The 22,755-nt window shown below is 58.2% G+C and carries 13 protein-coding genes and 11 pseudogenes; 17 read left to right on the top strand and 7 right to left on the bottom strand.

What is annotated here, in order from left to right:
• Window positions 1-15 precede the first annotated feature (15 nt).
• Both ppx and ppk1 read right to left on the bottom strand, forming a co-directional pair.
• On the bottom strand, window positions 16-1,539 hold the full coding sequence (ppx, locus tag AC6I8M_RS00690; RefSeq protein WP_010617606.1) for an exopolyphosphatase: 1,524 nt from the start codon (window positions 1,537-1,539) through the stop codon (window positions 16-18).
• A 5-nt stretch (window positions 1,540-1,544) separates the two neighbouring features.
• Complete coding sequence (gene ppk1 / locus AC6I8M_RS00685) at window positions 1,545-3,605, bottom strand: polyphosphate kinase 1 (RefSeq protein ID WP_010617605.1); 2,061 nt, start codon at window positions 3,603-3,605, stop codon at window positions 1,545-1,547.
• Window positions 3,606-3,788: 183 nt separating this feature from the next.
• Here ppk1 and AC6I8M_RS00680 point away from each other — a divergent pair.
• Together AC6I8M_RS00680 and pstB are read left to right on the top strand one after the other, a co-directional pair.
• Window positions 3,789-5,812 (top strand): annotated as a pseudogene (locus tag AC6I8M_RS00680) (ABC transporter permease subunit).
• Window positions 5,813-5,824: 12 nt separating this feature from the next.
• A pseudogene (gene pstB, locus AC6I8M_RS00675) lies at window positions 5,825-6,591 on the top strand (phosphate ABC transporter ATP-binding protein PstB).
• A gap of 84 nt (window positions 6,592-6,675) precedes the next feature.
• Here the strand turns inward: pstB and purN are convergent.
• The gene (purN, locus tag AC6I8M_RS00670) at window positions 6,676-7,314 is read right to left on the bottom strand and encodes a phosphoribosylglycinamide formyltransferase (protein ID WP_010617602.1); all 639 of its coding nucleotides are present in this window, start codon (window positions 7,312-7,314) and stop codon (window positions 6,676-6,678) included.
• Window positions 7,311-8,351, bottom strand: coding sequence for a phosphoribosylformylglycinamidine cyclo-ligase (gene purM / locus AC6I8M_RS00665; RefSeq protein ID WP_010617601.1), 1,041 nt, complete (start codon window positions 8,349-8,351; stop codon window positions 7,311-7,313). Before purM ends, purN begins: the two co-directional genes overlap by 4 nt.
• A gap of 239 nt (window positions 8,352-8,590) precedes the next feature.
• Between purM and upp the strand changes: the two genes are divergently transcribed.
• The 3 genes from upp (at window position 8,591) to hda (ending at window position 11,478) form a co-directional block, all read left to right on the top strand.
• Complete coding sequence (gene upp / locus AC6I8M_RS00660) at window positions 8,591-9,217, top strand: uracil phosphoribosyltransferase (RefSeq protein ID WP_498013621.1); 627 nt, start codon at window positions 8,591-8,593, stop codon at window positions 9,215-9,217.
• 186 nt (window positions 9,218-9,403) lie between these two features.
• Window positions 9,404-10,684 (top strand): uracil permease, encoded by a 1,281-nt coding sequence (gene uraA / locus AC6I8M_RS00655; protein WP_498013845.1) that lies wholly within the window; start codon window positions 9,404-9,406, stop codon window positions 10,682-10,684.
• A 92-nt stretch (window positions 10,685-10,776) separates the two neighbouring features.
• Window positions 10,777-11,478 carry a DnaA inactivator Hda gene (hda, locus tag AC6I8M_RS00650; RefSeq protein ID WP_041387204.1) on the top strand — a complete coding sequence of 234 codons (702 nt, stop codon included), beginning with the start codon at window positions 10,777-10,779 and terminating at the stop codon, window positions 11,476-11,478.
• Here the strand turns inward: hda and arsC are convergent.
• Together arsC and bepA are read right to left on the bottom strand one after the other, a co-directional pair.
• Window positions 11,475-11,822: an arsenate reductase (glutaredoxin) gene (gene arsC, locus AC6I8M_RS00645; protein ID WP_010617597.1), complete on the bottom strand. Its 348-nt coding sequence runs from the start codon at window positions 11,820-11,822 to the stop codon at window positions 11,475-11,477. The two genes, hda and arsC, sit on opposite strands and share 4 nt — an antisense overlap.
• A gap of 145 nt (window positions 11,823-11,967) precedes the next feature.
• The gene (gene bepA, locus AC6I8M_RS00640) at window positions 11,968-13,431 is read right to left on the bottom strand and encodes a beta-barrel assembly-enhancing protease (RefSeq protein WP_498013620.1); all 1,464 of its coding nucleotides are present in this window, start codon (window positions 13,429-13,431) and stop codon (window positions 11,968-11,970) included.
• Between the two features lie 697 nt (window positions 13,432-14,128).
• Between bepA and AC6I8M_RS00635 the strand changes: the two genes are divergently transcribed.
• From AC6I8M_RS00635 to AC6I8M_RS00590, 10 genes and pseudogenes are all read left to right on the top strand, one after another.
• A complete protein-coding gene (locus AC6I8M_RS00635; protein ID WP_010617595.1) occupies window positions 14,129-14,734 on the top strand; it encodes a DsrE family protein in 606 nt (201 codons plus the stop codon).
• 46 nt (window positions 14,735-14,780) lie between these two features.
• Window positions 14,781-14,885: pseudogene (locus AC6I8M_RS00630) on the top strand (ABC transporter substrate-binding protein); the annotation flags it as partial.
• Window positions 14,885-15,721: pseudogene (locus AC6I8M_RS00625) on the top strand (ABC transporter permease); the annotation flags it as partial. The pseudogenes AC6I8M_RS00630 and AC6I8M_RS00625, both read left to right, overlap by 1 nt.
• A gap of 18 nt (window positions 15,722-15,739) precedes the next feature.
• Window positions 15,740-16,542: pseudogene (locus tag AC6I8M_RS00620) on the top strand (ABC transporter permease).
• Window positions 16,539-17,450, top strand: a pseudogene (locus AC6I8M_RS00615) (ABC transporter ATP-binding protein); the annotation flags it as partial. The pseudogenes AC6I8M_RS00620 and AC6I8M_RS00615, both read left to right, overlap by 4 nt.
• 90 nt (window positions 17,451-17,540) lie before the next feature.
• Window positions 17,541-18,347, top strand: a pseudogene (locus AC6I8M_RS00610) (phosphodiesterase).
• 166 nt (window positions 18,348-18,513) lie between these two features.
• A pseudogene (locus tag AC6I8M_RS00605) lies at window positions 18,514-18,728 on the top strand (diguanylate cyclase); the annotation flags it as partial.
• Window positions 18,727-19,146, top strand: a pseudogene (locus AC6I8M_RS00600) (SDR family NAD(P)-dependent oxidoreductase); the annotation flags it as partial. The pseudogenes AC6I8M_RS00605 and AC6I8M_RS00600, both read left to right, overlap by 2 nt.
• A gap of 12 nt (window positions 19,147-19,158) precedes the next feature.
• Window positions 19,159-19,461 (top strand): EthD family reductase, encoded by a 303-nt coding sequence (locus AC6I8M_RS00595; RefSeq protein ID WP_058948670.1) that lies wholly within the window; start codon window positions 19,159-19,161, stop codon window positions 19,459-19,461.
• A gap of 214 nt (window positions 19,462-19,675) precedes the next feature.
• Window positions 19,676-19,987: pseudogene (locus AC6I8M_RS00590) on the top strand (cupin).
• Between the two features lie 19 nt (window positions 19,988-20,006).
• On the opposite strand, the gene AC6I8M_RS00585 reads toward AC6I8M_RS00590, so the two are convergent.
• The gene (locus AC6I8M_RS00585; RefSeq protein ID WP_010617894.1) at window positions 20,007-20,492 is read right to left on the bottom strand and encodes a winged helix-turn-helix transcriptional regulator; all 486 of its coding nucleotides are present in this window, start codon (window positions 20,490-20,492) and stop codon (window positions 20,007-20,009) included.
• 124 nt (window positions 20,493-20,616) lie between these two features.
• Between AC6I8M_RS00585 and AC6I8M_RS00580 the strand changes: the two genes are divergently transcribed.
• Together AC6I8M_RS00580 and AC6I8M_RS00575 are read left to right on the top strand one after the other, a co-directional pair.
• Window positions 20,617-21,831 (top strand): MFS transporter, encoded by a 1,215-nt coding sequence (locus AC6I8M_RS00580; protein ID WP_498013619.1) that lies wholly within the window; start codon window positions 20,617-20,619, stop codon window positions 21,829-21,831.
• Window positions 21,828-22,714, top strand: a pseudogene (locus AC6I8M_RS00575) (EamA family transporter). The gene AC6I8M_RS00580 and the pseudogene AC6I8M_RS00575 overlap by 4 nt, the downstream one beginning before the upstream one ends.
• The last annotated feature ends 41 nt before the right edge of the window (window positions 22,715-22,755 follow it).

The following is a 22,755-nucleotide window of genomic DNA, read 5'->3' as shown; positions in this document are numbered from 1 at the left end:
GACCTAAAGCCCGCGTTACTCCTCTTCCAGCATCAGTTTCCAGCCGGTGACGTCATTCCAGTAAGCCTGCTCCCGCTCCAGATCCAGCTGAACCAGCGTGTTCTGGCTGAGGAAACCGGCCGGGAAAGTCAGCGTCCAGTGACCATCGTCGGTGCTCAGCTTCAGCGTGTCGGGGCGCGTGGTGGCCTGACGCTGATTGTTCAGCAGGGTGCCGAGCCGCAGCAGGAAGATCATCGGCAGGAACTGTTTCTTTTTAAACAAGGTGAAACGCGGCATCTCATCCTGCCTCACCGCTTTACGGTGGAAGCGTACCAGCGTGGCCAGCAGCATCTGTTGATCCTGATTAAAGCCCGGCATATTGGAGTTCTGCAGAATGTAGGCCGAATGGCGCTGCATACCGCTGTGGTTGATGGTCAGCCCGACTTCATGTAGCAGCGCTGCGCACTTCATCAGCGCCGTCAGCTGGGGATTGGCCAGCTTCGGGTTCTGCTCCAGCCACTGGCTGTACAGCTGTTCGGTGGTTTCCAGCACGCGGCGCGCCTGGTAGCTGTCGATGGCGTAATGATTCGCCAGGCTCTGCGCGGTACGGCTGCGGATATCCTGATGACGGAAGCGGCCCTCCATCTCATACAGCACGCCTTCACGCAGTGCGCCATCCGACAGGCGCAGCTCGCGAATGGCCAGCGCGTCAAACACGCCACACAGAATCGCCAGCCCAGGCACAAACACTGCCTTGCGCTCATCCGACAGCCCCGGCAGGCTCAGGGCAGCAAAGGATTTATGCTTCAGCACTTCGCTCACCAGCATGTCGAGGTTTTCCGGCGTCACGCGCTTCTCTTTCTCGCCCATAGCCAGCAGCACTTCACAGGTCGCTTTGATACTGCCGGACGCGCCCAGCGCATATTGCCAGCCCTGCAGACGGTACTGCCACGCCAGCGTTTCCAGCTTTTGCGCGGCGGCCAGCCGGGCGCGGCGGAAATTCTCTTGGCTAATCTCGCCTTTCGGGAAGTAGAGGTTGGCGAAGCTGACGCAGCCCATGCGGCGACTCTCCACCAGCTGCGGCTCAAAATCTTCGCCGATCACCAGCTCGGTCGAACCGCCGCCGATATCAATCACCAGCTTGCGGCCTTTCTCCGACTGCGTGTGCTCAACGCCCATAAAGATCAGGCGCGCCTCTTCATTGCCGGAAATCACCTCAATCGGATAAGGGATGACCTCCGCGGCGCGCTGCAGAAACTCTTCCGCGTTGGACGCGATGCGCAGCGTGTGCGTACCGACGATGGTGACGTTGGCGGCACTGAACCCCTGCAGGCGCTCGGCAAACAGCGCCAGGCAGCTTAGTCCGCGCTCCATCGCCTCTTCACTCAGGCGATTTTGCGCATCCAGCCCGTCGGCGAGGTGCACGCGCTGTTTCAGGCGTCCCAGCACCTGCATGGCGCCATCAACCACACGGGCAATCACCATGTGGAAGCTGTTCGAGCCGAGATCGATGGCGGCAAATTCCTGCGGTTTCGGCGTACTTTTATGGGAGATTGGCATAGGCGTTATTCGGGTTGTTCCAGTTTCTTGATGTAATCGTAAATCGCCAGCTGCGAGCGCATCTTCTTGCGATTGCCGCGCGGAACATAACGGTTACTCAATTCTTTGTCTACGATGCGGGCTTTTACCGTATCACTTAACAGAATGGCAATGATATCCAGTATGCGCTGTTTCAGGCGCGGATCGAGCACAGACACCGCCACTTCGATACGATAATCGATGTTGCGCGTCATCCAGTCCGCCGACGACAGGAATACTTTTTTATCGCCGCCGCTTTCAAAAATATAGACGCGGTCGTGCTCGAGGTAGCGGTCAACGATACTGGTGATGCGAATATTTTCACTGATGCCCGGCAAATCGGGGATCAGCGAGCACATACCGCGCACCAGCAGGTTGATCTTCACGCCAGCCGATGAGGCGGCATACAGCCGATCCACCAGACCATTGTCCACCAGGTTGTTGATTTTTAGCGTAATGCCGGAAGGATTGCCCTGCTGCGCGTTGGCAATCTCGTTATCAATCAGCTGATACAGCATGGCGCGCGAGTTTTGCGGCGACACCATCAGGTGTTCGAACGTCACCGGGCGATACGGGTTTTCGATAAAGTTAAATACGCGGCGGACTTCGTTGGTGATGCGCGCATCGGCGGTCAGCAGCGAATAGTCGGTGTAAATACGCGCGGTTTTTTCGTTGAAGTTGCCGGTACCGATGTGGGCGTAACGCACTACTTCCTCACCCTCGCGGCGGGAGATCAGGAACAGCTTGGCGTGAATCTTCAGGCCGGGCGCCGAGAAGATCACGTGCACGCCCGCTTCGGTCAGCCGCTTCGCCCAGCGAATGTTGGCTTCTTCATCAAAGCGCGCCTGCAGCTCGACCACCACCGTGACCTTTTTACCGTTGTAGGCGGCGTGGATCATCGCATCCATAATGCGCGAATTCTTGGCCACGCGGTAAATGTTGATCTTGATGGCCAGCACGGTCGGGTCGAACGACGCCTGACGCAGCAGCTCCAGCACGTGCTCAAAGGTGTGGTACGGATAGTAAAGCAGCACATCGCAGTTGCGGATGGCGTCAAAGCCGTTGCGGAAGCCATCAAAACCGATATGACGAATCTGCGGCAGCGGGCGATTTTCCCGGTTGGCTTTGCCCACGTTCGGGAAACCGATGAAATCTTTGAAGTTATGATAACGGCCGCCCGGCACAATCGAGTCGTAGCTGGAGATCGACAGCTTATGGCGCAGCATTTCCACCATCGCATCGGGCATATCGCGCTGATAGACAAAGCGCACCGGCTCGGCGGTCAGGCGCTGTTTCAGGCTGGAGGACATCAGCTCCAGCAGGCTGGATTCCATCTCCGTGACCAAGTCGTACTCGGCGTCGCGCGTCATTTTCATTGAGTAGGCGTTCAGCGCGTCGTAATCAAAGAAGCCTTTAAAAATCTCATCAAGGCAGTAGCGCAGAATGTTATCCAGCAGAATCATTGGCTTGCGACGGCGCGGCGATTCTGCCGGCAGATTCACAAAGCGCGGCACTTTATCGGACGGGATCTCCAGCAGGGCGTAACGGATTTCTTCGCCGCGGATAATCTCAACCGCCAGATAGGTGTAGTCGTCTTTCAGGAACTCAATCAGGTCGGTGTCGTGGTTGATCAGAATTGGCGTGACGTGCTGGCGCAGCTGATACTTAAAGTAGTAGCGCAGCCACTCCTGCTGATTGGGTGACAGCTGGCGCTCGTTAATCAGGAAAATCTGGTTGCGCGCCATCTCCAGCAGCAGGTCGTTATACAGCGCATCGAACTCCTGATCCGATTTCTGTACCCGCAGCTGAATCTTTTTCAGCAAATGACGCAGGGTTGTGGGCGTCCCCTGTTCTTCGCCAATCAGAATGCGGCGCTTGAGATCGGCAAAGCGCACTTTGTAAAACTCTTCCAGATTGTTGGAATAGATGCCGAGAAAACGCATGCGCTCAATGAGCGGATTGCTTTTATCAGCGGCTTCCTGCAGCACGCGTTCGTTAAAGGTTAACCAGCTTAGTTCTTTTTCTATATACAGCTTTTCCTGACCCATTTTGACTCCGTGATGCTGTTGCTGGACGGAATGTCCGGCGGAATAAACGCAAAATTGCGGTTCCGCTCAGTGTCCTCCACCATTATGGCGAGAGTATGGCAGCCTTGTCCAACCTCAACAGTTGTCTTATCAATCAGCTACGGGCAACATAGCGGCATAACTTCAAGGGTAACTCTGGCCTGCATGAGCATAAATCGTATTCCTGTCCACTTTAGTGACCGTCGTCGACGCGCCATCGATCAGTTCGTGCGCCGCATCGTCACGGCCTGCGGTGTGGGAATTTTACTGCTGATGCTACTGCTGTTCTTCTGGCTGATCTGGGTGGTGATGCCGCTGTTCAGCGCGCCGGGCATGCAGCCGACGCTCAGTCAGCAGCTGTGGGACAAAGCCCCGGCGCTGGCGCTGAACGGCCAGCCGCAGGCGGCAGTGACCAGCAGCAACGGCAGCAGCGTATTGCTCAATATGCAGGGCGATCTGTTGCTGATGCAACCGCTCATCCACGGCCAGCACGGTGAATGGTATTTCCCGCTGGGCGATTGGCCACTGCATCTGCCGCAGGGCGCGGTCAGCCAGATGGCGCTGGCGGTGCTGGGCGATCATCAGTGGCGCATCGCCGCACAAACGCCGGCCGGTATCAGCCTGCTGACCTTTTCCGGCCAGAAAAGCGTCGACCAGATTGTATTGCCCGGTGAGCAGGCGGACCTGATGCGGTTGTCGCCGGACGGCACGCTGCTGTACACCAGTGCCGGACGGCTGTTGCGGGTGTGGCAGTTTACGTCGCAGGGCGCGCAGCTGCGGGAAACCCAGACGCTGACTCAGCAACCGCGCAGCCTGCAACTGCTGGCGGGCGGGCGCAGCTTACTGATTCAGGATCCGCGTGGCATTCAGCAATGCTTTGCCATCACCGGTGACCACGGGCCACGGCTGCAGCAGATTCACACCTTCACGCACAGCGCGGGTGCGCTCGGCATCGTGCCCGAGGCGCAGCGGCGCGTTTTTGCCAGTTTTGACGCGCAGGGCGTGGTGCGCCTGTTCGCCAGCAAGCAGACGGGCCCGATTGTCACGCGTCAGCTGGCCGCGGGCATCAGCGCGCTGGCGTTGTCTCCGCGCGGCGATAGCCTGATCGTGGAGCGTGCCGGACAGTGGCAGCAGTTTGCGCTGGATAATCCGTGGCCCGATTTCAGCTGGCGCAATCTGTGGCAGAAAATCTGGTATGAAAACTATCCGCAGCCGGACTGGGTATGGCAGTCCACGGCCGCCGGCGACAGCTATCAGGCCAAATTCAGCCTGATGCCGCTGGTGATCGGCACGCTGAAAGCGGCGTCGCTGGCGCTGCTGTTTGCCACGCCGCTGGCGCTGGCGGCGGCGATGTATACCGCATGGTTTATGTCGCCGAGCCTGCGCCGCTGGGTCAAGCCGGGCATTGAAATGATGGGCGCGCTGCCGAGCGTGGTGATTGGCCTGAGCACTGGCGTGTGGCTGGCGCCGCACACATCAGCCGCGCACTGCCCGGCGTGATGCTGCTGCCGCTGGTGCTGGCCGCCACGCTGCTGGTGTGCGGCGTGCTCAGTCCGCGTTTGCCGGCGCGCTGGCGGCGGCCCGGTTTTGAAGTGCTGCTGCTGATGCCGCTGCTGTTACTGGTGACGTTACTGACGCTGTGGCTGCCGACACTGTGGTGGCCGCAGATGGGCGAACAGCTAGCGCACTATGAGCAGTGTAATCTGCTGGTGGCGGCGCTGGCGATGGGCTTTGCGCTGGTGCCGCTGATCTTTACCCTAGCGGAAGATGCGCTGTTTAGCGTGCCGGTGGCGCTGGGGCAGGGCTCGCTGGCGCTGGGCGCGACGCAGGCAGAAACCCTGTGGCGCGTGGTGCTGCCGCTGGCGGTGCCGGCAATGCTCACCGGCCTGAGTCTGGCGGTGGCGCGCGCCGCCGGCGAAACCGCACCGCTGATACTGGTGGGCGTGGGCAAAATGGTGCCAGAGCTGCCGGTCGATGCGGTGTTTCCTTACCTGCATCTTGACCGCAAATTTATGCATCTCGGTTTTCAGATTTACGATCTGGCCTTCCAGAGCCCGAACATTGACGCCGATCGACCCTTGGTTTATGCCACTGCGCTGCTGCTGGTGGCGATTATTCTGTCGCTTAACCTGCTGGCGATGGTGCTGCGCCATCGGCTGCGCGAGCGCTACCGGCTTATGACGCACTAATAAGGTTTACACATGACGCCCGATTACGCTATTGCGCTCACCGTTAATCAGCTGTCGCTGTGGTACGGCGAACGCCAGGCGCTGAATAACATTGATTTGCAGATCCCGAAGCATCGCATCACGGCGCTGATTGGTCCCTCCGGCTGCGGTAAATCGACGCTGCTGCGCTGCTTTAATCGTATGAACGACGTGATTGATGGCTGCCGCATGGAGGGCGAGATTCTGCTCGACCGCCACGCGGTAATGCAGGCGAACCAGGATCTGCCGGCGCTGCGGCGGCGCATCGGCATGGTGTTCCAGCGCCCCAATCCGTTCCCCAAGTCGATCTATGAGAATGTGGTTTACGGTCTGCGTTTGCAGGGCGTGCGCGATCGTCGCGTGCTGAATGAGGCCTGCGAGCGCGCGCTGCGGGCGGCGGCGCTGTAGGGCGAAGTGAAAGATCAGCTGGGGCAGAATGCGCTAACGCTGTCGAGCGGTCAGCAGCAGCGTCTGGTGATTGCGCGCGCCATCGCCATCGAGCCGGAAGTGCTGCTGCTGGATGAACCCACTTCGGCGCTGGACCGATCTCGACGCTGGTCATTGAAGAGTTGATGATCACGCTGAAGCAGCATTTCACGCTGGTGCTGGTGACGCACAACATGCAGCAGGCGGCGCGCGTATCCGATTACACCGCGTTTATGCATAACGGGCAGCTGGTGGAGTTTGATGAAACCGACCGGATTTTCACCGCACCGCAGGCGCGGCGCACCGAGGATTATATTACCGGCCGGTTTGGGTAGAGAGGGGCGTTGTTCACGTGGTCGCCGTGAATGGCGATCCAGGGAGATGCCCCGTAGGGTGCGCATTCATGCGCACCTGGTCAATCAATCGTGCGCATAACCTTCCGGCGGCAGCGGTTCGCCATCTAACCACGCTTTTCCCGCACGCATCTGCAATCGTCCTTCAACAAACCAGTTGATCACCAGCGGATAAATCGCGTGCTCCTGATGCTGCACGCGGGCGCTGATCTCAGCTTCGTCATCGTCGGCAAATACCGGCACGCGCGCCTGCAGAATGATCGGTCCACCGTCCAGCTCGTCAGTCACAAAATGCACCGACGTACCGTGTTCCGCGTCCCCATTCGCCAGCGCCTGGCGATGCGTATGCAAACCGGGATATTTCGGCAGCAGCGACGGATGAATATTCAGCAGACGGTCGTGATAGTGCGCGACAAACGCCGGACTCAGAATGCGCATATAACCGGCCAGCACCACCAGATCCGGCGCATAAGCGTCGATCTGCTGCATCAGCTGGCGGTCAAAGGCGTCGCGATCGGTGAAATCCTGCGCGGACAGCGCGTGAGCAGGCACGCTGGCCTGCTGCGCACGCGTCAGACCATAGGCCGAGGCTTTATTACTGAAAACGGCAGCCACGCTGCCGTTGATACGCCCGCTCTCGCAGGCGTCGAGGATGGACTGAAGATTGCTGCCGTTGCCGGAGATCAGTACAACCAGTTTCTTCATGGGTTAATAACCACACGCTCTTCGGCATCTGACGCGTTAATCACGCCAATTTTCCACGCCTGCTCGCCAGCTGCGGTCATCAGCTGTACCGCTTTGTCGGCGTCGGCCGGACTCAGCGCAATCACCATGCCCACGCCGCAGTTAAAGGTGCGGTACATTTCGTGACGGCTGACATTACCGGCCTGCTGCAGCCAGCTGAATACCGCCGGCCACTGCCAGCTTTTTTCGTCAATCACCGCCTGGGTGTTATCCGGCAGTACGCGCTTAATGTTTTCCCAGAAGCCGCCGCCGGTCAGGTGAGCAATGGCATGCACGTCCACCTGCTCAATCAGGCTAAGGATATTTTTCACGTAGATGCGGGTCGGCGCCAGCAGGTGATCGGCCAGCGGTTTGCCTTCCAGCTGTTTGGTGGTGGGATCGGTCTGGCTGACTTCAAGAATTTTACGCACCAGCGAGTAGCCGTTAGAGTGCGGACAGCTGGAGCCCAGCGCGATCAGCACGTCGCCATCCTCCACTTTGCTGCCGTCGATGATCTCGGATTTTTCCACCACGCCGACGCAGAAACCGGCCACGTCGTAATCTTCGCCGTGATACATGCCCGGCATCTCAGCGGTTTCACCGCCGACCAGCGCACAGCCCGACTGCAGACAGCCTTCAGCGATACCGGTGATCACCGCTGAGGCGGTATCCACATCCAGCTTGCCGGTGGCGTAATAGTCGAGGAAGAACAGCGGCTCAGCGCCCTGTACCACCAGATCGTTCACGCACATTGCCACCAGATCGATGCCGATGCTGTCGTGGCGTTTGAGATCCATCGCCAGACGCAGCTTGGTGCCGACGCCATCAGTTCCGGAGACCAGCACAGGCTCGCGGTATTTCTGCGGCAGCGCACACAGCGCGCCAAAGCCACCCAGTCCACCCATAACTTCCGGGCGGCGGGTTTTCTTTACTACGCCTTTAATACGGTCAACCAGATCGTTACCAGCATCAATATCAACACCGGCGTCTTTGTAGCTGAGAGAGGTTTTGTCGGTCACTGCGGAATCCCCACGCGATTGCGGTTGGTGGCAAAAATTAAGCGCGGCAATTCTACCAGCGCAGGCAAACGTTTGCGAGTCCCATCTCAGGGCACCTTTGCAGCGTGCTGATTTTTCGCTAATCCTTATTCTCAGGCGATTTGCGCACGTTACCTGACCAATCACCGGTGGCGCGGCGGTAAAAAGGCAGTATAATCCGGCGATTTTTTTTAGCTCAACTCAATTCCGGGAGAATAATCATGAAGATCGTGGAAGTCAGACACCCGCTGGTCAAACATAAACTGGGCCTGATGCGTGAGCATCATATCAGCACCAAGCGCTTCCGCGAGCTGGCCTCGGAAGTGGGCAGCTTACTGACCTATGAAGCCACCGCCGATCTCGAAACCGAGCGCGTGACCATTGAAGGCTGGAACGGTCCGGTCGACGTCGATCAAATCAAAGGCAAAAAAATTACCGTCGTCCCGATTCTGCGTGCTGGCCTTGGCATGATGGAAGGTGTGCTGGAACACGTACCGAGCGCGCGCATCAGCGTGGTGGGCGTTTACCGTGACGAAGAAACGCTGGAGCCGGTGCCTTACTTCCAGAAGCTGGTCTCAAACATTGAAGAGCGTATGGCGCTGGTGGTTGATCCGATGCTGGCGACCGGCGGCTCGATGATCGCTACCATCGATCTGCTGAAGAAAGCCGGCTGCAACAGCATTAAAGTGCTGGTGCTGGTGGCCGCGCCGGAAGGCATTGCCGCGCTGGAGAAAGCGCATCCGGACGTTGAGTTGTACACCGCGTCAATCGATCAGGGCCTGAACGAGAAGGGGTACATTATCCCGGGCCTCGGCGATGCCGGCGACAAGATTTTCGGAACCAAATAAATAAACCAGCCGGCCAGAGAGTCGGCTTTTTTTGGCAAAAACACCAACAAATAATCCCGAGTAATTTGGATTAGAGCAAGGCGGCAAGCAAGTTCATCCCGATGAGCTTACATAAGTAAGTGATTCGGGTGAGCGAGCGCAGCCAACGCCGCTATAAGCCAAAGAACGAAGGGAAGGGGATAAATGATGACTCGCAGAGCCATTGGCGTTAGCGAACTCCCGCCACTGTTGCAAACCATTCCGCTCAGCCTGCAACACCTGTTCGCCATGTTCGGCGCCACCGTGCTGGTGCCGATTCTGTTCCACATCAACCCGGCTACCGTGCTGCTGTTCAACGGTGTCGGCACGCTGCTGTATCTGTTTATCTGTAAAGGCAAAATCCCGGCCTATCTTGGCTCCAGCTTTGCCTTTATCTCGCCGGTGTTGCTGCTGCCGCTCGGTTATGAAGTGGCGCTTGGCGGCTTTATCCTGTGCGGCGCGCTGTTCTGCATCGTGGCGCTGATTGTGAAGAAAGTCGGCACCGGCTGGCTCTATGTCATGTTCCCACCGGCCGCGATGGGTGCCATCGTGGCGGTTATCGGTCTCGAACTGGCTGGCGTGGCGGCGAATATGGCCGGGCTGCTGCCCGCTGACGGCACCACAGCGGACAGTAAAACCATTATTATTTCGCTGGTGACGCTGGCGGTGACGGTGTTTGGCTCCGTGCTGTTCCGTGGCTTCTTCGCCATTATCCCCATCCTGATTGGCGTGCTGGTCGGCTATGCGCTGTCGTCGGCGATGGGTATCGTTGACTGGAGTACGGTGGAAAACGCGCCGTGGTTTGCGCTGCCGACCTTCTACACGCCGCGCTTTGAGTGGGCCGCCATGCTGACCATCCTGCCCGCAGCGCTGGTGGTGATTGCCGAGCACGTGGGTCATTTAGTGGTCACCGCCAACATCGTGAAGAAGGACCTGATTCGCGATCCGGGCCTGCATCGCTCAATTTTCGCCAACGGCCTGTCGACCATGATCTCCGGCTTCTTTGGTTCCACGCCAAATACCACCTACGGTGAAAACATTGGCGTCATGGCGATCACCCGCGTTTACAGCACCTGGGTGATCGGCGGTTCGGCGATCTTCGCCATTCTACTCTCCTGCGTCGGTAAACTGGCGGCTGCGATTCAGGCGATCCCGGTGCCGGTGATGGGCGGCGTGTCGCTGCTGCTGTATAGCGTGATCGGCGCTTCCAGTATTCGCGTGCTGATTGAATCCAAAGTCGACTACAACAAAGCGCAGAACCTGATCCTCATCTCGGTGATCCTGATCATTGGCGTCAGCGGCGCGAAAGTGCACGTGGGTGCCGCCGAGCTGAAGGGCATGGCGCTCGCCACCATCGTCGGCGTTGGCCTGGCGCTGATTTTCCGTGTAATCAGTTTGTTACGTCCGGAAGAGGTGGTGCTGGACGCGGAAGAAAAACGCGAGCTTTAAAGGATCCTGCGGGCAGGGAAGCCCGGTTCATCTCTGCGGAGGATCGTGATAAACTTGCCCGGTTTTCTGCCCGCTCATCCGTTGAGGTACTTCTGAACACGCCGGCACAGCTTTCACTGCCACTCTATCTACCCGATGATGAAACCTTCGTCAGTTTCTGGCCGGGGGAAAATCCGTCACTGCTGGCGGCGCTGCAGGGCGCGCTGGCGCAACAGCACGGCAGCTATCTCTACTTCTGGTCGCGCGAAGGCGGTGGCCGCAGCCATTTGCTGCACGCAGCCTGTGCCGAAATGTCCGCGCGCGGCGAAGCGGTGGGTTACGTGCCGCTTGATAAGCGCACCTGGTTCGTGCCGGAAGTGCTGGAAGGCATGGAGAATCTGGCGCTGGTGTGCATTGATAATATTGAGTGCATCGCCGGCGAAGCCGAGTGGGAGATGGTCATCTTCGATCTCTACAACCGCATTCTGGAAACCGGCAAAACCCGCCTGCTGATCACCGGCGATCGTCCCCCGCGTCAGCTCAATCTGGGCCTGCCGGATCTAGCGTCACGTCTCGACTGGGGACAAATTTACCGCTTACAGCCGCTGTCCGACGAGGACAAACTGCAGGCGATGCAGCTGCGTGCCGGCCTGCGCGGCTTTGAGCTGCCGGAAGACGTAGGGCGTTTCCTGCTGAAACGCCTCGACCGCGAAATGCGCACGCTGTTTGACACGCTTGATCGTCTCGATCGCGCTTCGATCAGCGCACAGCGCAAGCTGACCATTCCATTCGTTAAAGAGGCGCTGGGGCTTTAGAGAATCTCCAGTACCGCTTCCGGCGGACGACCAATGCGTGCGCGGTCGCCCTGAATCACAATCGGCCGCTCGATCAGTTTTGGATGCTCCACCATCGCCTGTAACAGCTGTTGTTCGCTGAGATCGTTACTGGCCAACCCCAGCGTTTTATAGATTTCCTCGCCACGGCGCATCAGCTCGCGCGCGCTGTGCATGCCCAGCTGTTGCAGCAGCGTTTTCAGCGTGTCGATGTCCGGCGGCGTGTCGAGATACAGCACCACCTGCGGTTCAATGCCCTGTTGCTGCAATAGCGCGAGGGTTTCGCGGCTCTTTCTGCAGCGCGGATTGTGATAAATACAGACCATGTTTTTTATCCTGCGTAATCCATTGTTGCCAAGTGCGCATGAATGCGCACCCTGCGAATAGATGAAATGGTTTATCTGACGACCGTAGGGTGCGCATTCATGCGCACCGAAATCCTGCCGGCCATCCACCAACGTAACCGGCTATTTACCCTTTTTCATACTGCTTAAAACGCCGCTGTAACTCGCGGAACTGATCGATACGCGCATCGTAACGCGCCTGCTTCAGGCTGCCGAGCGGCACCTGGGCGCTGGCGCTGCTCAGGGAGGTGATGGCCTGATCGAGCTGGCCGTTCAGCGCCAGACTTTCGGCCCGTGCCGAAAGCTCCTCATCGCGCAGCCCCTGCGCGGCTGAGGCCTGCGCCAGTAAATCCCATGCGTTGAGATCGTCAGGGTGCGCAAAGGTGTAGCGGTTAAGGATGCGACTGGCGTTGGCCGGCTGCTTCGCCTCGACGTAGGCGTTCGCCAGGTTAAGCTGCAGCACCGGACTGGTCTTGCTGCCGCGGGCGGCGTTCAGCATGCTGATGGCCTGCTGCGGCTGATTCAGACCGATGTCGATATCGGTCATGATATCAAGGAACCAGAGGTTATCCGGTTGCTTCGCCAGCAGCGGCGCGATGGTCTTTTTCGCATTGGCAAAATCTTTCGCCTGCAAAAACTGCACCGCTTTGCCGTACTGCGCCGCGTGCTGTTCCCGCGTGTTGCCTTTGGCGTACTCATTCAGCAAGTCGTCAGTAAGCTGATTGCGGCCGGTGGCGAACATACCCAGCGCGCGTACCTTCGCCATATAGAAATCCTGGGACGACTGCACCACCATCGGACGCATCTGGTTGGCGCGGTTGCGCGCGTCGGCCAAGCGGCTATCGGGCAGCGGGTGCGTCAGCAGAATTTCCGGTGGTTTTGACGATAAGCGGCTTTGATCGGCCAGCTTCTGCAGAAACGCGGGCATCGCCTGCGGATCGAAACCGGCGCGCTGCAGCACCTGAATGCCGATGCGATCCGCTTCCTGTTCATTGCCCTGCGTGAAACTGATGATGCCCTGCTGCGTACCTGCCAGCGTACCGGTCAGTGCCGCCATTCCGGCCTGCGGGCTGGCCAGCGCCAGCAGAATCGAACCCAGCGCGCCGACCCAGTTGAGCGAGGCGCTGCGCTTTTGCTCTTCCATGGCCCGCGCCAGATGGCGCTGCGTCACGTGCGAAATTTCGTGCGCCATCACCGAGGCCAGCTGGCTTTCGTTATCGGTATAGCGGAACAGCGACGAGTGCAGCACCACATTGCCGCTAAAGAAGGCGAAAGCGTTGAGCTCGTCATTCTGAATCAGGAAAAAGTGAAACGGCGTGCGCACTGAATGGGCGTGTGCCACCAGCCGCTGGCCGAGTTCATTGATGTACTGATTGAGCAGCGGATCGTTAATCAGTGGCGCGCTGGCGCGCAGCTGGCGCACGTAGAAGTCGCCAATCTGCAGCTCCTGATTAATTGAGAGCGTGGAGCCTGCCGTGGTGCCCATGTCGGGCAAATTGTCGCTCAGATCGGCGCGGACACCGACCGCAGGCGTGAGCAGCAGCGCAGGAATAAGGGCCGCCAGCACTGATTTTTTCAACCGGTTAAACATGCCTTGATCCTGTAAAAGTCTCCTGCCATTGGACAGGAAAGTCATGCCAATGTTCTGTGGCGGCGTTTCCTTTTCTGCCGCGGCTCTATCTTAACCACAGTGAGGATACAAGCAAATGCCGCCGTCACATTAAAGTGATGGCAAAGAATGGCTGACTGACGCGAAATTTGTAGCAAAAAATTGAATAGCGAAAAGGCAAAAGAAAAAGGCGCAGCGCACTGATGAAATTAAAGTTACGTAAAGTTGCTCAAAATAATTGAATCTGGCATGGTTTTTTCCAAGTTTACTCTGAAAAACACGCCTGAAAACCCACGGTTGGCCCGCTTTATCCATCAGCAATTTTTATCGTGCTACTCTGGCCCTGCGTCACAAGCCCAGAAATGAATGGTCAGGTTTTGCTCACTGGTCAACTGGCGTTGCGCGATGACAGTACTAACCCGCACGATGGGGAGCTGTCATGTGCTGTCCATCCATCTCCATATTTACTGCCGGTGTTTCCGGCCAGCTATTTTTCAACTCGCCCGCACAGCTCAATCAACAGCCTTATTCAATCAGCTGGCGCGATGATTTTTCCTGGCAGCCAAACGCCGGACAGCCCGCCAGTACAGGCGTTTTGCCCGCCGCGCGCTGTGGTATAGATAAAGCACTTTTTCAAACGGACTGTGAATTAACGCGCAGTGCATGCCGGAGAGTTTCTATGCGTTCTGTTGTTTCCTATGCCCTGATTGCCATCGTGGGTGGGATGGTCGGTGCCGCCGTAATCAAAAGCGATGACCTTTACCAGCGCATCGCGGGCCATTTTTCCGCTGAACCTGCCGATCCGGACGGGTTCTGGAGCACGCCGGCGGTCGCGGGCTACGGCAAAATTAATTATGAAGCCGACGCCGCGTTTAAACCGGCGGTGGGGCTGAGCAACAAAGTGGTATTCCAGCTGACCCGCAATGAAGGCGATATCAAACGGCCTAACCTCGGGCTGGAGCGCGTGGCGCACGTGGTCAATCGGTACATCGCCGCTGGCGTACCGGCCGAACAGCTGCAGTTTGTGGTGTCGATGACCGGCGATGCCACGCCCGCCACGCTGGATAACGCGCATTTTAAGCAGTTTTACGGCGTCGGTAACCCCAACCTCGCGCTGATTGGCGCGCTGAACAAGCTGGGCGTCAAAGTCTCGGTGTGCGATCAGTCGGTGGCGTTCCATCACTATCCGCGCGACTGGATCGACCGGTCGGTGATTCATGCATTGTCCAGCCCGACCACGGTGTCGACGCTGGAAAATCAGGGCTATGCCTTTTTACAGATGTAATCGCGTCTTTGGTTAAGGAGAAGTGTCATGCGTCCAGCATCCTAATTTCCTGCCGGACAGCGAGTATGCGCGTGCGCAAACCGTTGACTATCAGCAGATGGCGGCTGCGCAGAAAGCCTTCTCGGCGCGCTATCTGAGTGAGATTCGCTGATGGCGATGACGGACACCCTAGCGGCTTCGTGCCGCCGGACACCGCGCCTGGCCGGCAGTCGCTGGCTATGGCTGACGCTGCCGGCGCTGCTGTTCTTCTGCGTCTTCTGGCTGCTGCCGTTTGTCCGGCTGCTGCAGATGGCAATGCAGGACGACCGCAGCACCCGGCACAGCGGCTACTGGACGGTACTGACGCAGCCATACTACCTGCTCAGCCTGCTGAACACCGTGCTGCTGTCGCTCGCCGTCACGCTAGTGACGCTGGCCATCGCCGCGACAGTCGGCTGCTTCCTGGCGCGCCAGCGCTTTATCGGACGCAGCACGCTGCTGGCGCTGCTGACGTTTCCGCTGGCCTTTCCTGGCGTGGTGGTGGGATTTCTGGTGGTGATGCTGGCGGGCCGTCAGGGACTGCTGGCGCAAATCAGTCTGTCGCTGTTCCACGAGCGCTGGATGCTGGCTTATTCGTTTACCGGCCTGTTTATTGGTTATCTCTATTTTTCACTGCCGCGCGCCATCATCACGCTGGTGGCGGCGAGTGAAAAACTCGACCGTTCTCTCGAAGAGGCGGCGCGTTCGCTGGGCGCCAGTCAGTGGCGCATCACCTGGGATGTGATTGTGCCGGGGCTGCAGCCGGCGCTGCTCTCCACCGGCGCGCTCTGTTTTGCCACCAGCATGGGTGCGTTCGGTACCGCGTTTACTCTGGGCACCGATCTGGCGGTGCTGCCGCTGACCATTTACGGCGAATTCACCAACTACGCCAATTTCGCTACCGCCGCCGCGCTGTCGGTGGTGATGGGCGGCGTCGCCTGGCTGGCGCTGATGCTGGCGCGCCGACTGGCCCATCAGGATGGTGACATGAGACGTCGCGGCCTGTTCAGCCTGCAACTGCTGGTCACCGTGCTCACCGCGCTGTTCATGATCGTGCCGGTGGTGCTGTCGATGCTGGCCGGCGTGACCAACAACTATTTTACCGGCCTGCGCAGCGGCCTGACGCTGAAGTGGGTGACACAGGTGTGGCAGCTTTACGCAGACACCTTCTGGCTGTCGCTGCTGATTGCGCTGGCCTGCCCTGCTGATCACACTGCTGATCGGCGTGCCGGCAGCGTGGGGGCTGTTAAAAGCGCCGCGGCGCTGGGCGGCGCGCATCGAAGAGTGCCTGATGCTGCCGGTTGCGCTGCCGGGCCTCGCCACCGCGCTGGGCATCATCCTGCTGTACGGCCAGTTCTCCGGCCTGCGCGATAGCTGGCTGTTCATTCTGATCGGTCACGTGCTGTTTACCTTGCCGTTTATGCTGCGCCCGGTGCAGGCGTTGGAGATGCCGCGGCTGGAAGAGGCGGCGGCTAGTCTCGGTGCCAGCCTGTGGCAGCGCTTTTTTACCGTGGTGGTGCCCAACTGTCGCAACGGCATTCTCGCCGGGGCGTTTATGGTGATCACGCTGTCGGTGGGCGAGTTCAACATAACCTGGATGCTGCATACGCCGCTGACAAAAAACGCTGCCGGTGGGGCTAGCAGACAGCTATGCCTCAATGCGACTGGAAGTGGGATCGGCCTACACGCTGATCTTTATTCTGCTGATTCTGCCGCTGCTGCTGATGCTCAACGCGGTCAATCACTGGCTCAACCGTACGCTCACGCGTGCTGATAAGGAGGCGGCATGAACCCTGCGGCCGTAACCGTTACGCTGCGCAACTGTGCGCGGCACTTTAATCACCAGCTGGCGCTGCAGCCGCTCGATCTGACGGTGCAGCCTGGCGAAACCCTAGTGCTGCTCGGTCCGTCCGGCTGTGGCAAAACCACCACGCTGCGCATCATCAGTGGCCTGGAGCGCTGTGACGACGGCGGCGAAGTGTGGTTTGACGATCATAACGTGACCGCCCTGCCGATTGAGAAACGCAACGTGGGCATGGTGTTCCAGAACTACGCGCTGTTTCCCCATCTCAACGTGGCGCAGAACGTCGCCTACGGCCTGAAAGTGCAGGGCGTGGCGCGCGCCGAACGCGACGCGCGCGTGCAGGAGATGCTGGCACTGGTGGATCTCAGCGCACTGGCGCAGCGCAGCATCGACAAGCTGTCAGGCGGTCAAAAGCAGCGCGTAGCGCTGGCTCGTGCGCTGGCGGCGCGTCCGAAGGTGCTGCTGTTTGATGAGCCGCTGGATGCGCGCCTGCGCGATCGGCTGCGGCTGGAGATTGGCGCGCTGCTGAAACAGCTGGCGATCACCGCCGTATACGTCACGCACGATCAGCAGGAAGCGATGGCGCTGGGCGATCGCATTGCCGTGATGGAGCAGGGTCGTCTAGTGCAGATTGATACGCCGCAAAATATTTACCAGCGCCCGGCGTCACAGTTTGTCGCGGATTTTGTCGGCGCGATTAACTGTGTCGGGGTCGATGCGCACGGCAATCCGCAGCATTTCTGCCGCCCGGAGGATGTGCTGCTGGCGGCGGACCAGCGCTACGCACGCCCTGGTTTCATCCTCGGGACCACCTTTCTCGGCGCAGCGCAGCGGCTGAGCATTGATATCGGGCTGGCGGCGCCGATCCAGGTTGATCGCCACGCGCGCGAAGCCTAGCACGCCGGCCAGCCGGTAAGCTGGACGCTGGCGCAGGATGCCGCGCTGCACTTTTCTGCCTGATAAGGAGCTGTTGTGACTGACGCAATGACGCTGATTGCGCAAATCAGCGATTTACACATCAAGACCCATGGTCGTCTCTCCTATAAAAAAGTCGATACGCACGCCGCGCTGCTGCGGGTGATCGACACGCTGAATCAGCTGGTGCCGCGACCGGATACGGTGGTGATTACCGGCGACCTAGTGGATTTTGGCACTGCGGAAGAGTACCAGACGCTGCGCGAGGCGCTGCGCCATCTGCAACTGCCGTTCCTGCTGATGCCGGGCAATCACGACGATCGCCAGCAGCTGCGCGCCGCGTTTCCGAAGCATCATTACCTGCAGCACGGCGAAACGCTCAACTGGCAGATGCGTGTGAATCATCTGCAGCTGCTGGCGCTCGACTCCAGCGTGCCGCATCAGCCGTGGGGCGACATCGATGACGCACAGCTGCAATGGCTGGCGCGTGAACCTGATTTGCCGACGCTGGTGCTGCTGCATCATTCGCCGTTCCTGAGCGGCATTGGCCATATGGATCGGCAGCCGCTGCGCAATCCGGCGGCGCTGGCCGCCATCGTTGGTCAGCATCCCTAGGTTGAACGGGTGTTGAGCGGCCACTTGCACCGCTCGGTGCAGGCGCGTTTTGCCGGTACGCTGGCCTGCGTGGCGCCCGGTGTGTCGCATCAGGTGGCATTGGATTTGCGTGACAACGGTCCGGCGAACTTTGTGCTGGAACCGCCGGGTTTTCTGCTGCATCGCTGGCAGCCGCAGCAGGGGATGAGTACGCATCTGTGCGCGATCGGCGATTATCCAAGACCGTGGCCGTTTTACGATGCGCAGGGTTTAATTGATTAGCACCAGTAATAGCACAATAAAAAAGCGTTCCTGAGGGTCTGCGTCGTAGTCAATTTGGCTCAGAGGTGTACAATTGTCTGTTACCTCACCAAGGTAAACGCCTCCAATTATAACAAGATAGTCAGGCACGCTAACTTATGAAGCTACTCACCAGGGCGGTTGCGCCATGTTAACGCGCATCCGGCCAAAAACTGCTCTGCGCACGCTGATTGCGCTGCTGGCGATCACCAGTATCGTCATCACAATGGCTAATACGCTGTACGCCACCAAGCTGGCGCGGCCACCACCGAAGTTTTTTTCTAGCTGGCGCAGTCGCAGCTGCACTACAGCGCCAATCAGCTGGGTAAAGATTTCGATAATCCCGAACTGCTGCAGCAGCAAGCAATTTGACATCAATGTGCTCGGGCCGCTGCTGGTGACGGGCGCCGCCGTGCCACATATGGGCAAGGGCAGCAGCATTATCAACATCAGCTCATTCGTGACGCGGGTATTTCTGGCGGAGAGCGCTATCTACAGCGGCAGCAAAGGCGCGATTGATGCCATTACCGGCGTGCTGGCGCGCGAACTCGGCCCGCGCGGTATCCGCGTCAACGCGGTCAATCCGGGATTAATCGAAACCGAAGGCACGCACAGCACTGGCGCGATGGGATCGGAGTTTCAGCGCTGGAACGAAAGCCAGACGCCGCTTGGCCGTATTGGCCAGGTGCAGGATATTGCGCCGATTGTGGCTTATCTCGCTTCCGACGATGCCGGATGGGTGACGGGCGAGGTGATGATGGCGTCAGGCGGCATGCGTTAACGGGAGAAAAGGATGCATCAGATGATGGTGGTGTGCGTCGGCGATGAAACCCATCGCTTTGACCGCAACTATTATACCCACACGCATCTGCCGTTGGCGCTGGCGTGCTGGCAGGATTATGGGCTCATTTCGGCGGAAGCGTTCTATCCCGCTTCAGACCGCAGCGGCTGGCTCTCCATCGGTGTTTACACGTTTGCCTGTCAGCAGGATGTAAACCGGGCGCTGGAGTCCGAACAAACCAAAAGGGTCATGGCAGATGTGGTGCATTTTACCGACGCCACCACGGTGATTCGCAGCCATTTCATTCCCTTCTGAACGGCAGCGACGCCGCCGCGCGGTTATGCCCTCCGTTCACCGGTTTGATAGCCTGCTTAATGAACTCATTGTGCGTTAAGCAGGCATCCCGGCAGCAAAAACGGGACGCGCTGGTGCCAAATCAGGACAAGCCAATCCCTGAATCTGGTACGCGGCGCTGCCTTTTGCTATTTCATGTGTGAGCTATCACCGCAGCAGCACACAGGATGCAAACATGAATTTTTACAGCAGCAGAGAATTTACGGGTCCCAAAGCCTGGGAGTCTCAGCATATTGCCAGCTTCGAAAAAACCAGCGTTAAACTGCACTAGACCGATCAACCCTACAAATGGCATATCAATGATGGACAAGAGGTGTTTGCCGTTATGGATGGTTGCGTTGACATGTTCTACAAACAAGCGGGTGAAGTGAGAACCAAACGATTAACCGCCGGCGATATTTTTTATGCCAGCGAAGGCACTGAACACGTCGCACATCCGCAGGGCGTAGCCCGGGTGCTGGTGATTGAACAAGCGGGATCGGTTTGATGCGACTCCTCAACCCCAGTTATTTCAGGATCGACGAAGCCTGATCAGCGCGATTACCGGCTATGACGCGCTGGCGATGACAGTCGGCGGGATCGAGTCGTTCTCCCCGGGCAGAATACACTGCCAGTTCAGGTAACGGTTCGCCGTTGGTGTTATCCAGCAATACCGAGTGAATTTCGCCTTTTTCAAACAGATAACGCTCTCCCCACTGGCGCATTGCCACGACGATTGGGAAGACGGCTCGTCCCCGTTCGGTCAGCAAATATTCCTTATAGGCGCTGCCATCTGACGCCGGACAACTCTCAAGCACACCGACTTCAACCAACAGTTTCAGCCGTGAAGCCAGGATATTTTTTGCCAGCCCAAGGTTTTTCTGGAAATCACTGAAGCGGCGCACATCATCAAACGCTTCACGGATGATCATCAGACACCAGCGTTCGCCAATCAACTCCACGGTCCGGGCGACCGGGCATTCGCTGGTTCTGAGCGCTTCCTGTTTGGCCATCTTCTCTCTTACTCTGCTGATTTACTGACGGCAGCTTAGCCTTCAGCAAAACAAGTTGCAAAAAAAACGCCGCTGATACTTATAGAATAAAACGGTTTCAAAAAAAACCACACAGGGATGCAACATGACTTGCACCAGTGATACCCCTGCAACCTCTGAGGCGCCTCTTTCTCCGCCGACGACCTCAGTGCTGTCGCCTCACATCATTTTTTTGTTCTCACTGACCTGCGCGCTGGCTGTCGGCAATGTCTATTCTGCCCAGCCATTGCTGGAATCAATCTCCGCAACGCTGCAGGTTTCGCCCGGCACCATAGGCCTTGTCATCACGGCGGCAACGCAGGCGGGTTATGCCATGGGATTGTTCTTGCTGGTGCCGCTCGGCGATCGCTTTGATCGCAAAAAGCTGGTGGTCACACACCTGCTGTTTTCGGTGCTGGCACTGATCGCTGCGGCGTTAGCAGAGAGTTTTCTGGCGCTGCTGGTGGCGATGCTGCTGGTGGGTGTGATAGCGGTGGTGACGCAAACCGTGGTGGCGTGGGCCGCTATCCTGTCGGCACCGGCTCAGCGTGGCAAGGTGGTAGGCAGCGTTACCAGTGGTATCGTCATGGGAATACTGCTGGCGCGCTTGGTCTCTGGCATTATCGCCGATATCGCCGGCTGGCGGGCGGTGTATATAACCTCAGCCACGCTAATGTTGCTGATTACCGTGCTGCTGGTGAAAGTGATACCTGCTGCCGGTCTGCAGAACACAGCCACTTCCGTGGCCGGGCTGCAGTGGTCTGTCCCGCGTCTTTTCGTCACCGAGCCTTTGTTGCGTCAGCGCGGCGCGCTGGCTCTGCTGATTTTTGCCGCGTTCAGCATGTTGTGGAGTTCCATGGTTTTGCCGCTCACGGCCATGTCGCTTTCCCATACGCAAACAGGGCTGTTTAGTCTGGCTGGGATAGCCGGAGCGCTGGCGGCTTCCAGAAGTGGCGCCTGGGCTGACAGGGGAACAGGACAGCGCGCCAGCGGATGCGCACTGGTTTTACTAACGCTCTCGTGGCTCCCCATCGCCTTCACGCAGGCCTCTTTATTGTTGCTGGTTATTGGCGTGCTCATGCTGGATTTCGCCGTGCAGACGGTGCATGTCATCAACCAGAGCATGCTGATTGCCGGCAAACCCGCTATCACCAGCCGGCTTATCGGTGCCTATATGTGTTTTTATGCGGCAGGCAGCGCGCTGGGCGCTATTACTGCCACCCAACTCTATGCGCACTGGGGATGGTATTCAGTGTGCGGCGGGGGTGCACTGGTCAGTGCCTGCGCACTTATTCTCTGGTATGGAACACGTCAACCATGAAATTATCACACCTGCTGCTGGCCATGGGTATTACCGCAATCTGGGGCATTAATTTTTCGGTGATTAAATTAGGGCTGCACGCCATCGATCCTTTTATTCTGGCAGGGCTGCGTTTTACGCTGTGTGCCATCCCGGCGCTATTCTTTATTAAAAAACCTGACGTCCCGTGGCGCTACCTTATTGGCTATGGACTGGTGTTCGGCATTGGCTTGTGGGGCCTGGTCAATCTGGGGATAAAAACCGGGCTTTCGGCGGGGATTGCATCGCTGGTGCTGCAGTTCAGTGCCTTTTTCACTTTGCTGCTCGGCAGTTATGTATTCAAAGAACAGCTCAGCCGCTATCAAATCGTCGGCTTTGTGCTGGCATGCAGCGGATTGATGAGCATTGTGTTTATTACCGACGGCTCTGTGACGTTTGCCGGGTTGCTGCTGGTGCTGGCGGGCGCAATAGCCTGGAATATTGCCAATATCATCATGAAAAAAACCGGCACGAAGCAGGTATTCGCGTTTCTGGTCTGGTCGAGCGCCTTTTCGCCGCTTCCGCTTTTTCTGCTGGACGGATTAATTAATGGCAGTACGGGCTATAGCGTATTAATCAGCCATATGGATACCCGTGCGATATTGTCCATTCTGTTTCAGGTCTACCCAATACGTTATTAGGCTACTGGATCTGGAATTCATTGCTTAAACAGTATCCTGTATCTACGGTCGCGCCATTATCGCTGCTAGTGCCGGTATTCGGCATCCTCGGTTCGATGATGATATTTGGTGAAGCTATTTCTCCGATGAAAATCGTGGCGCTGATACTGATTATTACCGGACTGTCGGTTGGGTTGTATGGACAGCGAATCAAACGCTTTTTCATCCAGCAACCGGTCAGGTAACGCCGTTGTAGTCGGACCATCAGTGTCGTAACGCAACTGCT

The sequence above is a fragment of the Type-A symbiont of Plautia stali genome (genome assembly GCF_059731155.1).
Note: the sequence above shows the minus strand (reverse complement) of the source record. Positions and strands in the feature narration are given on the sequence as shown.